Annotated in this window: 10 protein-coding genes; 1 reads left to right on the top strand and 9 read right to left on the bottom strand. The window is 72.0% G+C overall.

Going from position 1 to position 15,609, the window contains the following annotated elements:
* Positions 1-242 precede the first annotated feature (242 nt).
* On the top strand, positions 243-1,214 hold the full coding sequence (locus ACZ3IG_RS02880; RefSeq protein ID WP_467428351.1) for a sulfite exporter TauE/SafE family protein: 972 nt from the start codon (positions 243-245) through the stop codon (positions 1,212-1,214).
* Positions 1,215-1,262: 48 nt separating this feature from the next.
* Here the strand turns inward: ACZ3IG_RS02880 and ACZ3IG_RS02885 are convergent, their stop codons facing one another.
* The 9 genes from ACZ3IG_RS02885 to ACZ3IG_RS02925 all read right to left on the bottom strand — a co-directional run bounded on the left by ACZ3IG_RS02885 (position 1,263) and on the right by ACZ3IG_RS02925 (position 15,564).
* The gene (locus ACZ3IG_RS02885; protein WP_467428353.1) at positions 1,263-1,463 is read right to left on the bottom strand and encodes a type II toxin-antitoxin system VapB family antitoxin; all 201 of its coding nucleotides are present in this window, start codon (positions 1,461-1,463) and stop codon (positions 1,263-1,265) included.
* Positions 1,464-1,560: 97 nt separating this feature from the next.
* Complete coding sequence (gene map, locus ACZ3IG_RS02890; protein ID WP_467428354.1) at positions 1,561-2,331, bottom strand: type I methionyl aminopeptidase; 771 nt, start codon at positions 2,329-2,331, stop codon at positions 1,561-1,563.
* 91 nt (positions 2,332-2,422) lie between these two features.
* Entirely contained in the window at positions 2,423-3,319 is an 897-nt protein-coding gene (locus ACZ3IG_RS02895) for an SDR family oxidoreductase (protein WP_467428355.1), read from the bottom strand.
* A gap of 154 nt (positions 3,320-3,473) precedes the next feature.
* Positions 3,474-4,475 (bottom strand): 2,3-diaminopropionate biosynthesis protein SbnB, encoded by a 1,002-nt coding sequence (sbnB, locus tag ACZ3IG_RS02900; RefSeq protein ID WP_467428357.1) that lies wholly within the window; start codon positions 4,473-4,475, stop codon positions 3,474-3,476.
* A 30-nt stretch (positions 4,476-4,505) separates the two neighbouring features.
* Positions 4,506-5,486, bottom strand: coding sequence for a 2,3-diaminopropionate biosynthesis protein SbnA (gene sbnA / locus ACZ3IG_RS02905; RefSeq protein ID WP_467428358.1), 981 nt, complete (start codon positions 5,484-5,486; stop codon positions 4,506-4,508).
* A 58-nt stretch (positions 5,487-5,544) separates the two neighbouring features.
* Positions 5,545-10,779, bottom strand: coding sequence for a non-ribosomal peptide synthetase (locus tag ACZ3IG_RS02910; protein ID WP_467428359.1), 5,235 nt, complete (start codon positions 10,777-10,779; stop codon positions 5,545-5,547).
* Entirely contained in the window at positions 10,776-14,078 is a 3,303-nt protein-coding gene (locus ACZ3IG_RS02915; protein WP_467428360.1) for an amino acid adenylation domain-containing protein, read from the bottom strand. The genes ACZ3IG_RS02910 and ACZ3IG_RS02915 overlap by 4 nt, the downstream gene beginning before the upstream one ends.
* Before the next feature lie 220 nt (positions 14,079-14,298).
* The gene (locus ACZ3IG_RS02920) at positions 14,299-15,234 is read right to left on the bottom strand and encodes an ornithine carbamoyltransferase (RefSeq protein WP_467428361.1); all 936 of its coding nucleotides are present in this window, start codon (positions 15,232-15,234) and stop codon (positions 14,299-14,301) included.
* 87 nt (positions 15,235-15,321) lie between these two features.
* Positions 15,322-15,564 carry an MbtH family protein gene (locus ACZ3IG_RS02925; RefSeq protein ID WP_467429169.1) on the bottom strand — a complete coding sequence of 81 codons (243 nt, stop codon included), beginning with the start codon at positions 15,562-15,564 and terminating at the stop codon, positions 15,322-15,324.
* Positions 15,565-15,609 lie beyond the last annotated feature (45 nt).

Consider the following 15,609-nt stretch of genomic DNA (forward strand, 5'->3'; position numbering starts at 1 on the left):
GGGGGAGCGCCTCCCATCGAGCGCCGCCGTCGGCGCGGGTTCATGCGCTGTTCATGTGCGGCCCCATTCTGTACAGCGGACCCCCCAATGGTCATATGGCCAGGTGAGAAGGGGTGCGTCGAACTCTCAGGTCCCGCTCAGGTTGGTGCCTTACCATCATCCCCGGCCTTTCCCTACCAGTCCGATGGGAAAGCCAGGGAACTGTGCTACTCCGCGAACCCGGAAAGGACGGCGGGCCGACGATGCGCACGCTGATACTGCTCGCCCTCGCGGGCCTGGGAGCCCAACTGGTCGACGGCAGCCTCGGCATGGCCTACGGGGTGACCTCCACCACCCTGCTGCTGGCGATGGGCACCAACCCGGCCGCCGCCTCCGCCACGGTCCACCTCGCCGAGATCGGTACCACCCTGATGTCGGGCGCCTCGCACTGGCGCTTCGGCAACGTCGACTGGAAGGTCGTCGCGAAGATCGGCGTCCCCGGCGCCGTCGGCTCCTTCCTCGGCGCGACCGTCCTGTCGAAGCTGACGGCCGAGGTCGCCGAGCCGGTGATGTCCCTGATCCTGCTCGGCCTCGGCCTGTACGTCATGTCCCGCTTCACCCTGCGCGGCCTGCCCAAGGACCGCCTCGGCAAGCCGCTGCGCCGCCGCTTCCTGACCCCCCTCGGCCTGGTCGCCGGGTTCCTCGACGCGACCGGCGGGGGCGGCTGGGGCCCGGTCGGCACCCCGGCGCTGCTGGCCAGCGGCCGGATGGAACCCCGTAAGGTCATCGGCTCCATCGACACCAGCGAGTTCCTGGTGGCGATCGCCGCGAGCCTCGGCTTCCTCTTCTCCCTCGGCTCCCAGGGCATCGAGTGGACCTGGGTCCTCGCCTTCCTCCTGGGCGGCCTGGTCGCCGCGCCGATCGCCGCCTGGCTGGTCCGGATCTTCCCGCCGCGCGTCCTCGGCTCGGCGGTCGGCGGCGTCATCATCGTCACCAACGTCCGCACCCTGATCAACAGCGACTGGGCCGGGGTGTCGGGCACCCCCGCCGTCCTCCTGTACGTCGCCCTGTACGTCCTGTGGGCGGCGGCCCTCGCGTACTCGGTCCGGGCGCACCTGCGGGAGCGGGCGGAGGAGGAGCGGACGGCCGCCGGTGCCGCGGCCGTCGAGGGCGCGGCCGGCGGCGTCACGGCCGGCGGACCGGCAGGGCGGGTGCCGCAGCCGGTCGGCGAGTAGGCCGGTGTGGAGGGGTCCGAGGGCGGCCGGGCCCGAGGGCGGCCGGGATCAGGCCTGCGGCTCCTGGGGCTTGGCCTCGACCTCGCGCAGGCCCTGCTCCTTGAGCCCGGTGCGCGCCTCGGTGCGGTGTCCCCGGGCGATGTAGTCGCGTACGACCGCCTCGACGGCGTCCTGGGGCGAGCCGACTCCGGCCAGGACCATCACCTCCACCACGAGTTCGGCGTCGAGACTGATGTTGACCTTCGCCATGAGCTGCCCCCTTCGTCGGTGCGGGACCCGGACGCCCGCGCGGCGGCGACCGGTTCGGGCACCGGGCCCCGCTCGGGGGAGCATGTCACGGCCGCGCTCACCTCGGCAGGGTGAGGATCTCCGCCCCGTCGTCCGTGATGGCGATCGTGTGCTCGCTGTGGGCCGTACGGCAGCCCGTCGCGCTGCGGAGCGTCCACCCGTCGGCGTCGGTGACCAGCTCGGCGGTGTCCGCCATCACCCACGGCTCCAGCGCCAGCAGCAGTCCGGGGCGCAGGGGGTAGCCGCGGCCTGGCCGGCCGGTGTTCGGGACGTGCGGGTCCTGGTGCATCGTCGATCCGATGCCGTGGCCTCCGAAGTCGGTGTTGATCCGGTACCCCGCCTCCTTCAGCACCGTGCCGATGGCGTGCGAGAGGTCGCCGATGCGGGCGCCGGGCCGGGCGGCGGCGATCCCCGCGGCCAGCGCCCGTTCGGTCGCGTCGATCAGCGCGACGCTCTCCGGGGGCCTCGCCTCACCCACGACGAAGCTGATGGCGGCGTCAGCGGCGACACCGCCGAGGGAGACGGCGAGGTCGAGGGTGAGGAGGTCGCCGTCGGCCAGCGTGTAGTCGTGCGGCCGTCCGTGCAGTACGGCGTCGTTGACCGCCGTGCAGATGTAGTGCCCGAACGGGCCGCGGCCGAAGGACGGCGCGTAGTCGACGTAGCAGGACTGCGCCCCCGCCTCGATGATCATGGCCTTGGCCCACCGGTCGATGTCCAGCAGGTTCGTGCCGACCGTGCTGCGGCGCTTCAGCGCGTGCAGGATGCCGCCGACGAGAGCGCCGGTGCCTTTCGCCCGGGTCAGCAGGGTGGGGTTGAGGATCTCGATCACGGGGCGTCCTTCTGGTGCGGCCAATAACTATACCGGCCATACTATACCGGTATTGAAATTGACCGCTGGGGCGGTCGGGCCGCCCGCCCGCTCACCGCCCCCCGTACGCGCCCGCGTCGATGTCCTCCAGCAGGGTCGGCCCGGTGGGCGTCCAGCCCAGCAGTTCCTGGGTCGCGGCGCTGGTCGCGGCCCCGTTCATGCCGAAGAACGGGCCGATCCAGCCGAAGTGGCTCTGTGTCTCGGCCGGGTCGACGGAGGCGGCGGGCAGGTCGTAGGCGCGGCCGATCGCCTCCGCGATGGCGCGGGTCGGGACGCCCTCCTCCGCGATGGCGTGCAGCCGGGAGCCCGCCGGTGCCTTCTCCAGGCCGAGCCGGACCATGCGGGCGGCGTCGGTCACGTGCACGGCGGCCCACCGGTTGGTGCCGTCGCCCGGGTAGCCGGAGACGCCCTTGTCCTGGGCCACCGAGGCGATGACCGAGATGAAGCCGTGGTCGCCGGTGCCGTGCACGGTGGGTGCGAAGCGCAGGCTGACGCTGTGCACACCGCGCTCGACGTAGTCGAGGGCGAGGTTCTCCGTGCCGCCGCGCGGCGAGTTCGGGCCGTGGGCCGGGGACGGGTCGTCCTCGGTGGCGGGCCGGTCCTGCGCGAGGCCCGCGATCCCCGCCGCGAGCAGGAACGGCCGGCCGCTCCCGGCGAGCGCGTCGCAGATGGTCTGTACGGCGGCCCGCTCGGCCGCGGCGGTCGCCACCGGGTTGGCGAAGTCGTGCTTGTTGGCCAGGTGGATGACGGCCTCGGCGGCCTCGGCGCCGACCCGGATGCCGTCCAGGTCGTCGAGGTCCCCGCGGCGGACCAGGGCGCCCTTCGCCTCCAGGGCCGCGGCGGAGGCGTCCGACCTGGCCAGTCCGGTGACCTCGTGATTCGCGGCGAGCAGTTCGTCGACGACGGCGGAGCCGATCCAGCCGGTGGCTCCGGTGACGAAAACGCGCATGACGTGCTCCTTGTGATCGGACATGCGGTGATGTCTGTGACTGACGTCAGTCACAGACATCACTGTACGCCGGTACGTCAGTCACTGTCATCACCGGGCGCGCCGCCGCACCCCGCCCCGGCCCGGGACGGCCGGGGGCGGAGGACGGCTTGCCTCACCAGCGCGTGGTCTCGCCGATGAAGTCGGGAATGTCCACCACGCCGCCTCGTGCCTTCGCCGCGTTCAGAACGTGATGGCCCACGGCCAGATCGAGGATCCCGAGCCCGAACGGGGAGAAAACCGTGGGCTTGGCGGGGTCCGCGGTCACCTTGCCCTCCAGCAGGCCCCCCAAGGTGCCGGTGATGAAGTCGCGGGCCCCGGTGAGCTGTTCGGCCAGGTGGGGCGAGGTCTGGGCCTTCAGGCAGTGGTCGACGTCGTCGACGATGTTGTTGCAGCCCAGGAGGAGTTCGGGAGCGAGGTCCCGCAGCGAGATGTTGAGGAGCACCTGACCGGGACGCAGCGGAGTGCCGGCGGGTACGTAGGGCGTGGCGGCCGTGGTGGCGAAGACGACGAGGTCCCGGCTCAGCGCCTCGGCCAGGGGGCCCGTGGTGGCCCGGACCCCGAGTCGCTCGGTGGCGTACTGGGCCAGATGGCCGGCGCTGGTGGCGTCGAGGTCGTGCACGAGCACGTCCGCGATGGCGACGTCGTTCGCCTTGAGGTAGTCCAGGATCGTGCGGGCGATGACTCCGGCGCCGATGACCGCGACGCTCACTTCCCCCTCGTCGGGGGTCAGTTCCCGGGCGGCGACGGCCGCCGAGGCCGCCGTACGGGCCGCGCTGATGCCCGCCGCTTCGAGGCAGGCCAGCGGGTAGCCCGTCGCGTAGTCGTTCAGGAGCAGGGTGGCGGAGGCCCTCGGCAGGCCGTGCCCGATGTTGTCGGGAAAGCTGGCGATCCACTTCATGCCGATGGTGTTCACCTCGCCGCCGAGGTAACAGGGCAGCGCGATGACCCGGGCGCTGGGCTTCTCGGGAAAGCGCAGGAAGTAGCTGTCGGGGTTCACCGACATCCCCTGCTCGTGGGCGAGGTACGTCTGGGCGACGATGCGCAGGACGTCCTCGTGGGAGTCGGCGAGGATGCCGGACACCACCGAACCGGGGACCACGGAGAAGGTCGTCACGGAGGTCTCTCTTTCTCTGCTTGCGATGAGTCAGCCCGCGGTGGCGTGGCCGAGGCCGGCCAGGTCGGGAGTCCTGGTGTAGCGCTCGGCGACCCACGTGTCGGAGTAGACGGTGTCCACGTACTTGTCGCCCATGTCGGGGGAGATGGCGGCGACGCGGCAGCCGGGCGCGAGCGTCGGGGCGAGCTGCTGCACGGCGGCGAGGACCGTTCCGGTGGAGCCGCCGACGAGCAGTCCGTAGCGCGCGGCGAGCATCCGGCACATGGCGACGGTGTCGGCCTCCTCCACCAGCACTTTCTCGAAGGCGCCGCTGTCGACGTAGATCTCCGGCCGCCGGCTCGTGCCGAGCCCCGGGATGAAGCGCGGTGCCGCGCCGCCGCCGAAGGTGACCGAGCCGACGGTGTCCACGGCGATGATCCTGGTCCGCGGGCTGTGCTCGGCGAAGTACTCCACGCAGCCCATCAGTGTTCCGGTCGTGCCCGCCCCGACGAACAGGGCCTCGATGTCGCCCAGTTCCTGGTGCACCGCCTTCGCGGTCCGCTCCCGATGGGCTCCGGCGTTCGCGGGGTTGGCGTACTGGTTGAGCCAGACCAGTTGGGGCTCGACGGCGAGCCGGCGGTGTATGTAGTCGAGCCGGGTCCGCAGATAGCCGCCGTGCGCGTCCCGGTTGGTGACCTCGACGACCTCGGTGCCCAGGCTCTCCATGACGCGGATCGCCTGTCTCGCCGCGTTGGGGTCGGTGACCACGGTCAGCGGGTAGCCGCGCGCGGCGCACACCACGGACAGGGCGATGCCGAGGTTGCCGGAGGACGACTCGATCAGCCGGATCTCCGGCCTGAGCGTGCCGACGGCCTCCGCCGAGTCGACCAGCGCCACGGCGGTCTTCAGCTTGACCGACCCGGCCGGATTCAGTCCCTCCAGCTTCAGGAGCACACTCACGTCGGGAATGAAGTCGGACAGGCGCAGGAAGACGTCGTCGAGGACGACGTCGGAAGCGCTTTCGAAGATCATTTGTGGTAGGCCCTTCCGGTTCGCCGGCACCCCGGCCGTGCCGGGGTGCCGGCGAACCTCAGCTGCGAGAGTCCGAGGTGTTCCGCGCGGCGCCGAGGTGCTTCTCGACGACGGCCGCGATCTCGGAGAGGGGCTCGGGGTCGGCCATGGCCAGGTGCTCACAGTCGACCTCGTGGTGGTCCACCCGGCCCTGGACGAACGGGGTCCACAGCCCGGGCAGGGAGGACGCCTCGGGCTCACGGCCGGCGGTGAAGAACAGCAGGTCGCCGTCGAAGGACGTCCGCGGCGGCTCCGCACCGATGCCGGCCTCGTTCCGGTAGACGCCGTAGACCGCCCTGAGCACCTGCTCGTCCAGGCCGGCCAACGACGAGCCGGACTCGACCAGTTGGGCCGTGAGCGGCGAACCGCTGTCTTCGAGCGCCGTGCGCAGCCGTCCCAGGGTGAGAGGCTCGTCGTCTCCCAGCGCGTCGCGGTCCAGGCCCAGCTCGTGGAGGATGTACGCGACGAACTCCTCCTCACCGGGAGGGGCGCTGTCCGCGGCCGAGGGCCGGGAGTCGAGCATGGCCAGCAGCGCCACCTCGTGGCCGAGTTCCCGCAGCCGGACGGCGACCTCATGGGCGATCCGGCCGCCCCATGACCAGCCCAGCAGGTGGTAGGGACCCTCGGGCCGCACGGTGCGGATGTGCTCGATGTAGCTGTCCGCCATCTCCTGGACCGTGCGCGGTGCCAGGTCGGGGCGGGTGATGCCGCGGGCCTGGATGCCGTAGATCGGCTGCTCGGCGTCGAGCATGTGCACGAGCCGGGCGTACGGCCAGGCCAGGCCGCCCGCCGGATGGACGCAGAACAGGGGCGGTCGGCTGCCCCGAGGGCGCAGCGGGAGCAGGACGCCGAGTCCGGCCTCGCGGTCCTCGGCGCCGAGCCGGGCGGCCAGGGCCTGGACGGTGGGCGCCTCGAACAGCACGCGAACGGGCAGTTCCACCTCCAGCACCGCGCGCACCCGGGAGGCGAGCCGGATCGCCAGCAGCGAATTGCCGCCCAGGTCGAAGAAGCTGTCGTCGACGCCGGCCCGCTCGATGCCGAGCACTTCGGCGAAGAGCCGGCACAGCGTCTCCTCCCGCTCGCCGCGGGGCCGGCGGTTCGACGCCGTCGTGGACGGGCCGGGAGCGGGCAGCGCCTTGCGGTCCAGCTTTCCGTTGGGTGTCACCGGCAGCTTGTCCATGACCACGACCGCGCTCGGCACCATGTAGTCGGGCAGTGTCCGGCTCAGGTGGCCGCGTACGGAAGCGGCGAGTTCGCCCGTGCGGCGCGCGCCCGCCGGGTCGTTGACCGCGGACTGCCAGGTCTGGGCGCCGGCCGGCGGGACGTACACGTCGGTCAGCGCCGCCGATTCCTCGGCGGTTGCCAGGACGACGGCGTCGAAGGCATGGGCCGCCGCGCGCGACCAGGTGGTGTACACGCCGCGGCCGTGTGTCCGTCCCCAGGCGTGCACCGCTTCGGGGTCGACCGCGTCGCCGGGTGTCCGGGCGAGCAGGGCCCGGACCCGGGACAGCGAGGCTCCCTCGGCCAGGGCCTCGGCCGCGGAGACCTCCGGGAGGAGCCTCGCGTTGGGGATTCCGGTGATGCGCACCGGGCCGTCGTACCGGGCCAGCCGGCCGGTGAGCCCGTCGAGGCCGTCGACGTCCCGCCCCCAGGCCAGCTCGGGCAGCCCGGCGCAGGACTCGGCGACCACGGGTGCCTTGTGCAGCACCACTTCGTACCGGTGGCGGGTCAGCTCGTTGTGCGGTGTGCCGCGCTTCAGCCGGATGTCGACTCCGGCCACCCTTCCGTCCGGCTGGGCGGCGAGCGCGGTGAAGAACTCCGGGTCGATGACGAGTTCCCGCTCCAGGAGCGTGGCGCGCTCGACCGTGGTGGCGAGCCGGCCGCTGTCCTGTCCGTCGGCCGCGCGGCCCGCCTGTATGGCTGTGTGGAAGGCACGCAGGGTCGTGGCCCGGCGCACGTCTCCGACGAAGACGCGACCGCCGGGTGCCAGCAGGTCGAGCGCCTGCTCGATGACCTGACGGAGGTAGGCGCCGTTGGGGAAGTACTGCACCACCGAGTTGATGACGACGGTGTCGAAGTAGCCGGCCGGCAGCCCGTCCGTCACATGCGCGGGCTGGCTGCGCAGCCGCACCTTGCCGGTGAGGCCCTGCTCGCGGATGTGCGCCTCCAGCAGGGTGATGGCGGTCGGCGAGAGGTCGATGCCCCAGTACTCCTCGACCCGGTCGACCAGTTTGGCCAGGATCAGGCCGGAGCCGACACCGATCTCCAGCACCCGCGCGGGATCGTGCTCGGCGATGCGCCGGACCACCTCGGCCCGCCACTGCCGCATCTCCGGAAGCGGAATCGGGTCGCCGGTGTAGCTGGAGTCCCAGCCGCCGAAGTCCTCGCCGAACGGAAGGGGCGCCGTGTCGTCGGTGTCGATCGCCTCGTGCACCTGGAGCCACTCGTCGAGCTGCCGCTCCGCCGCGTCGTCCGCCGCCACCTCCGGCTCCGGGCCGGCCGGGGTCGCGGACGGCACCACGTAGGCGACGAGCTGCGGGTTCCCGAGCGTGTCCTCCCGGGTCACCACGACGCCCTGGTCGACCGCGGGGTGCTGCTGGACCACGGACTCGACCTCACCGAGTTCGACGCGGAAGCCACGCACCTTCACCTGGTCGTCGGCGCGGCCCACGTATACGAGGTTGCCGTCCGGCAGCCGGCGCACGAGGTCACCGGTGCGGTACATGCGCTCGCCGGCGCCGCCGTAGGGGCAGGGCAGGAACCGGTCCGCGGTCAGCCCCGGCCGGCCGAGGTAGCCGCGTGCCACCTGGGCGCCCGCCAGGAAGAGTTCACCGACGGTGCCGATCGGCGCGAGCGCGAGGTTCTTGTCCAGGACGTAGGCTCGCGTGTTCCAGACCGGACGGCCGATGACCTGGCCCCGGGGCGCGTCGAGCCGGTACGACGTCGCGTCGACCGTGTACTCGGTCGGACCGTAGAAGTTGTACGTCACGGTGTCGCGCGCCTGTGCCAGCTCCTCCAGCAGCGAGGCGGACACCGGCTCTCCGCCCACCACGAGCAGGGCGGGACGGGGACCGGTGAGCAGTCCGGCCACGACCAGTTGTTCGGCGAAGGAGGGCGTGACGTCCACGACGTCGATGCGGGCCGCCGCCGCGTACTCCACGAACGCCGCCGGGTCGTAGCGGCGTCGGTCGTCGACGACGTGCAGTTCGTGACCGTCGAGCAACCACAGCAGGCCGGCCACCGAGGCGTCGAAGGAGACCGAGGCCGCCAGGGCCACCCGGAACCGGTCGGCCCCGGCCCGCGCCGTCTCCGGCCGGTACAGCTCGGCGCGATGGTCGTGGAAGAGGTTGACGACGTTGCGGTGCGCGACCACGACGCCCTTGGGGACACCGGTCGAGCCGGACGTGTAGATGACGTAGGCGGCGTTGTCCGGAGTCGGCGCGGCGGCGCGTTCGCCGTGGCCGAGGTCCGTGGCGGGACTGTGTTCCAGCGACGCGGCGGTGTCGGCGGCGTCGAGGACGAGCACCGCCGTGCCCTCGGGCAGGACCGGCCGCAGTCCGTCCACGGTGACGACCAGGGTCGGCCGGGCGTCGGTGACCAGTCGGGCGATTCTCGCCGCGGGGTAGCCGGTGTCGATCGGTACGTAGGCGGCACCGGACTTGAGGACGGCCAGGATGGCGACCACCAGGCCGGCCGACCTGGGCAGGGCGAGCCCCACCAGGTGTTCGGGACCGACGCCCTGGCTGACCAGGACGCGGGCGAGCCGGTTCGCTTCGGCGTTCAGCTCGGCGAAGGTGAGCTGTTCGCCGTCCGAGACGACGGCCACCGCGTCGGGGGTACGGGATGCCTGGGCTTCGAACAGCTCCGGCACCGTGGTCGCGGGCACCTCGTGGGCGGGGCCGTTCCACTCCACGAGGAGCCGCTCCCGCTCGCCGGGATCCAGGACATCGACGGCGGACAGCGGTTGCAGGGGGTCGGCGGCGACCGCTTCGATCAGCCGTACCAGCCAGCCGAGGAGCCGCTCGGCCGTGTCCCGGTCGACGGCGTCGGGCTGGTGGTCGAGGCAGAGCCGCAGCGTCTTCCCCGGGAAGACGGTCAGACCGAGCGGGTAGTGCGTCGCGTCGACGCTGTAGGCGTCGACGAGCCGGACGTCCCCGGCTGTCCGCTGCTCGGCGGTGGGGGCGGTCGGATAGTTCTGGAACACCATCAGGGTGTCGAAGAGGGTCCCCATGCCCACCTGCTGGTGGATGTCGGTCAGGCCCAGGTTCTGGTGCGGCAGCAGCCGCCCCTGGTCCTGCTGGAGCTCCCTGAGCAGTTCGACCAAGGTCGCCTCGGGCCTGATCCGCAGCCGCGCCGGAACGGTGTTGATCAGCAGGCCGATCATCCGCTCGACGCCTTCGACCTCGGTGGGCCGTCCGGAGACGGTGACGCCGAAGACGACGTCGTCACGGCCCGTGAGGCGGGACAGTGCCAGTGCCCAGGCGCCCTGGACGACCGTGTTCAGGGTGAGCCCGTGACGGCGGATCCGCGCGGTCAGCGCCGCGGTCGTGCGCTCGTCCAGGCCGGACTCGATCGTGCCGGGAAGCGTCGGAGGCCGGCCCCCGCCCGCCGGCACCACGAGCGTGGGCTCGTCCACGTCGGCCAGGGACTGCTGCCAGGCCCGGCGGGCCGCGGCCCAGTCCCGTCCGGCCAGCCAGGCGAGGTAGTCCTTGTAGGGGGCCACCGGGGGCAGGCCGGTGGGGTCACCGCCCTGCCGGTACAGCGTGAGCAGCTCACCGATGAGTACCGGGATCGACCAGCCGTCGAGCAGCACGTGGTGATGGGTCATCACCAGGCGTTGGCGGCGCTCGGCATGGCGGATGAGCATGAACCGCAGCAGCGGGGGGCGAGTCAGGTCGAACCGCTGTGCCTGGTCCTCGCTCATCAGGCGGGAGATCTCGGCCGCCTGCTCGGCGTCCGGGAGAGCGGCCAGGTCGTACTCGCTCAGCAGCACGTCCACGTGTGCCGGGATCAGCTGGACCGGGGCACCACGACGGGTGCGGGTGCGGAAACAGGCGCGCAGGTTGTCATGGCGCGCGAACAGGGCCGCGATGGCGCTGCGGAGGACACCGGCGTCGACGTCCCCGTCCAGCTCGATGACCATCTGTGGCATGTACACATCGATGCCCTGCTCGTCGTACAGGGAATGGAAGAGCATTCCCTCCTGCAGCGGCGACAGGGGCAGGATGTCGGTCAGGCCGGAGCTCTCACTCATTCCCACTCACTCACAAGGTCGTCGATTTCGTCCTGACTCAGGGAGAGCAGGGACAGGTCGGAAGGCGTGTGTCCGCCCGCGTCGGGGCGGGCGCCGTGGGCCGCGATCCCCTCCATCGCTTCGGCCCACAGCGCGGCCAGCTCCGCGACGGCGTGTTCGGTGACCCGCCCGGGGAGCCAGGACCACGTGGTGCCGAGCCGCGGGGCGTCGGGCGGTCCGCTCCGGGCCGCGGTGACCTCCAGCGCGTGGCCCGGGGTCATGCGTTCGCCGCCGAACTCCACGTGGCGTGCCGGGTCCGTCCGTCCGGCCGCGGCGTCGAGGTCCGTGTGCCGGAAGCCGATCTGCGGCGTGGCGCGGCCGGAGAGCCCGGGAGCGATGTCCGTGGTCGGGAAGTACGGCCGGCCGAAGGCGGCGCCCCGGCCGGGAACCGAACGCACCTGTTCCTTGACGCGTTTGACGGCCTCGCCGACCCGGCGGCCGCCGGCCCGGACCTCGTCCCAGGGCGGGAGCCCCGCGTCCAGCGCCACCGGGTGGTCGTCGGCGAGGAGTCCGACGGTGCGCGAGAGGTCGACGCCGGGCGCGAACCCGGCACGGCCGTCGTTCTCCAGATCGAGGAGTACGGCGCCGCCGGCCGGCCGCCCGTTGCGCACCCGCCACTCGGCGACCGCCAGCGCCAGCCCGGTCAGCAGCATGTCCTGAGGCTGCGCCCGGAAGGCCGCCGGCACGGAGGTGAGCAGCGGGGCACTCACCTCCGCCGGGAGACGGACCGTCAGCTCACGGGCGGGGGCGGCGGGCTCCGCGCCGGCCACGTCCACGCACAGCGCCGGATCAGGGACCGAGAGCGTCCTGGCCCACCAGTCGGCCTCCTCCTCGCCGTCCGGTCCGCTTCCCGCCTCCACCGTGTGCAGTGCCCAGCGCCGGTACGACGTGCCGACCGGTGCCGGCGTCACCGGCTCCCCCGCCCGCAGGGCCGTCCACGCGGTCTCCAGGTCGGCCAGGAGCACGTCCCAGGACGCGCGGTCCACGACGAACCGGTGGGCGACCAGCGCGAGGCGTCCAGGTCCGCCGTCCGTGTCGAACAGCACGGCGCTCAGCACCACGGCCTTCGATGGGTCCAGCCCGGCCGCGGCGTTCCGCACCTCGTCGTTCACCGCCGCACGGACGCTGTCGTCGTCGCCGGCCGCGATCCGGACCCGCCGCACGGCGGCCCGGACGTCGACCGACCCGGGCGGCAGCACCTCCGCGTCCCACCGCTCCGGATGGTCCGGGGCGCCGCTCCACCTCGACCGCAGGGCGCCGTGGTGGTCGACCACCGCCTGCAGCGCGCGGACGAGCAGGTCCGGGTCCAGGCCGGCCGGAGCGCGGAAGACGACGGACTGCCAGGAGGCGGCCGCCCCGGGACCGAGCGCACCCGCCCTGGCCACGGGCGGGGTCAGCGGCAGCGGCCCCAGCGCGTCACCCGGCTCCTCGGCGACCGTGCCCGACGCCGCGGCGACCGGCTCCACCAGGGGCGCCAGCTCCGCCACCCGCTGGTGGGCGAACACGTCGGAGGGCTCCAGCACCCATCCCGCCTGCCGGGCCTTGGCGGCGAGCTGAATGGTCAGGACGCTGTCCCCGCCCAGGTCGAAGAAGCGGTCGTCGACACCGACCCTGTCGAGCCCCAGGACCTCGGCGAACAGAGCGCACAGCAGTTCCTCCCGGGGCGTCGACGGCGTGCGGCCGGACGACAGGGCGGACAGGTCGGGGCTCGGCAGCGCGCGGCGGTCCAGTTTGCCGTTGGTGTTCAGCGGAAACGCGTCGAGAACGACGACGGCCGAGGGCACCAGGTAGTCGGGGAGCCGGCCGGCCAGGTACCGCCGCAGCTCCGCGGGACGCGGCACGGCGTTCCGCGCCGGAACGACGTACGCCACCAGGCGCTTGTTGCCCGGCTGGTCCTCCCGGGCCGTCACCAGGGAGGCCGACACGGTGGCGTGCCGGTCCAGTACGGCCTCGATCTCGCCCGGCTCGATGCGGAATCCGCGGATCTTGACCTGCTCGTCCACCCGCCCGAGGAACTCCAGGTTCCCGTCCGCGCGTCGGCGTACGACGTCCCCCGTGCGGTACATGCGCTCGCCCGGGCCGCCGAACGGGCTGGGCAGGAACCGCTCGGCGGTCAGTCCCGGCTGCCCCCGGTAGCCCCGGGCCAGGCCGGCCCCGGCGATGAACAGCTCGCCCGCCTCTCCGACCGGTACCGGGCGCAGACCGGAGTCCAGCACGTACGCGCGTGTGTTCACCACGGGGCGGCCGATCGGCGGCACGGACGTCCCGTCGGTGACTTCCACCGCCAGGGCGTCCACGGTGGCCTCGGTCGGACCGTAGGCGTTGAACATGCGACGCCCGGTCGCCCAGCGGGAGACCAGTTCGGCGGGGAGCACGTCGCCCGCGGTGGCGATCGACTTCAGGGACGGGTGGTCGGCGGGCGGCAGGGCGGCGAGGACCTGCGGCGGAATGGTCATGTGGGTGGCGCCGGTCCGCCGGATCAGTTCCCCCAGCTGGTGCCCGGACAGGCAGTCCTCGGGCCGGACGATGAGGGCCGCCCCGGAGGCCAGGGCCATCACCATGTCGCCGACCGAGCAGTCGAAGTTGAACGAGGCGAACTGCAGCACGCCGTCGCCCGGCACGATCCCGAACCGCTCGATGTGGTCGACGGCCAGGCTGGCCAGACCGCGGTGCGGAACGACGACGCCCTTGGGCGTGCCCGTCGATCCCGAGGTGTGGATGATGTACGCGGCGTGATCCGGGACCAGTGGTGCGCGGCGCTCCGCGTCGGTCACGTCGTGGCTGGCATGTCCGGCCAGGGAGCCGGCGGTCTCCGCGTCGTCGAGGACCAGGACCTGGGTACCGTCCGGCAGCCGGCGCGCGGTCTCGCGGGTGCTCACTGCCAGGAGCGGCTGTGAGGAGGCCAGCAGCCCGGTGATCCGGGTCTCGGGGTACCCGGGGTCGACCGGAACCCAGGCGGCTCCCGACTTGGAGACCGCCAGGATGGCGATCAGCGTCTCCGCCGAGCGCGGCAGCGCGATCGCCACCCGTTCCTCGGGGCCGGCGCCCCGGGCGATCAGCAGACGTGCCAGCTGATTGGCACGTGCATTGAGTTCCCGATAGGTGAGGACCGTCGAGTCGTATACGACCGCGGTCGCCTCCGGAGTACGTAAGGCCTGGGCCTCGAACATCTGCGGAAGTGTCAGCGACAGCCCGCTTCGAGCCGTGTCGTTCCACTCCTGCCGCTCGTCGTCCAGTGCGGCGGCGGACTGTGATATCACCTGTGATTCCCCCGTGTGCATTTTTTTGCGCATGCCTGACAGGCACCGCGTCAGATACTCGGGTGCAGCATGAACATTGCTTTGAACCGACTGGGAATGACAAAGAAAGCTGTCGACGGGATTCGTTGATTCCTGTCGTCGGCCTCAGGAACAGCAGGCCTCAGGAACAGCCGGCGTCAGGAACAGCCGGCGTCAGGAACAGAAAGAGATCGAGGCGAGGTCAGCGCCGGTCGGCGCACCATTCGAGAACAGCCATCGCGGCGTACATTTTGTTCTCGGCCTGGTCGAAGGCCAGGCTGTGCGGCCCGTCCAGGACCTCGGCGGTCACGTCCTCGCCGCGGTGCGCCGGCAGATCGTGCAGGAAGACGGCGTCCGGGCTCTTGTCCCAGAGCGCGGAAGTGACCTGGAAGGGCGCGAAGACATCGCGCCAGTCGGGGTCGGGCTTGTTCGTGCCCGTCGTCTGCCACCTGGTCGTGTAGATGGCGTCGAAGCCGTCGGCGGCGCCGTCCATGGTGTGGGACTCCACGACGGTCGCTCCGCTGTCCGCGGCGCCGGCCGTCGCGGCGCGGAGCACCGAGGCGTCGAGCCCGTAGCCGGGTGGTGTGCGCAGTTCCAGATGAACGCCCTTGAACCTGCTCAGGGTCAGCGCCAGCGCCGCCGCCGTGTTGTTGCCCTCGCCCACGTAGCAGACGCGCAGGCCCTCGATCCGTCCGAAGCGGCGCAGCAGGGTGACGAGATCGGCCACGGCCTGCGTGGGGTGCTCGTCGGCCGTCATCGCGTTGATCACGGCCATCCTCTGCTGTCCGGCCAGGACGCGCAGGTCGGCGGGGTCGCCGGCGGTCCGCACGACGAGCAGGTCCAGCATCCTGGACAGGACCTCGGCCGTGTCCTGGAGGGTCTCGCCCGTGTTGGTCTGCAGGTCGTCCGGCCCGAAGGACACGATCTGCGCGCCCAGTCGCAGCGCGGCCGCCGAGAACGACGTACGCGTGCGGGTGGAGGTTTTCGTGAAGTAGATGCCGGCGACCAGGCCGGACAGCTGGTCACCGCCGCGCGGGGAACCCGAGGAGAACTCGGCCCCTCGTTCGACGAGCGAGGTCAGCTCGCTGTCGGTCAGGTCGCGCGTGGATATGAGGTGCCGTACCGCACCAGCGTTCATGGGTGTCACTCCAGTGCATGAGGGCCGCCGCATCCGAGATCGTCGACTGTCGGCGTGAATGATCGGGGCCGTCCGGTGGCGGCCTGGTCAGGGTCGGGTGGCGTCCGCGGGCGGCCGGATCGAAACCGGCCGCATGTCCGTCCAGACCTGATCGACCCGTGCCAGGCATTCCTGGCGGTTCCCTTCGAATCCCTCAGGTTCCCATCCCGCCGGCAGTTCCCTATTGGTCGGCCAGATGGAGTACTGCTCTTCATGATTGACGACGACGCGATATGTGGACATGACTGTCCTTCCCCCTGACTCAGCTCTCGCCTCAACCCGCAGGCTCATCCCCGGGCGAAACAGTTCGCAAACCGAGGATGAAGCATTGATCTG

The organism is Streptomyces sp. NPDC016677 (assembly GCF_055562815.1).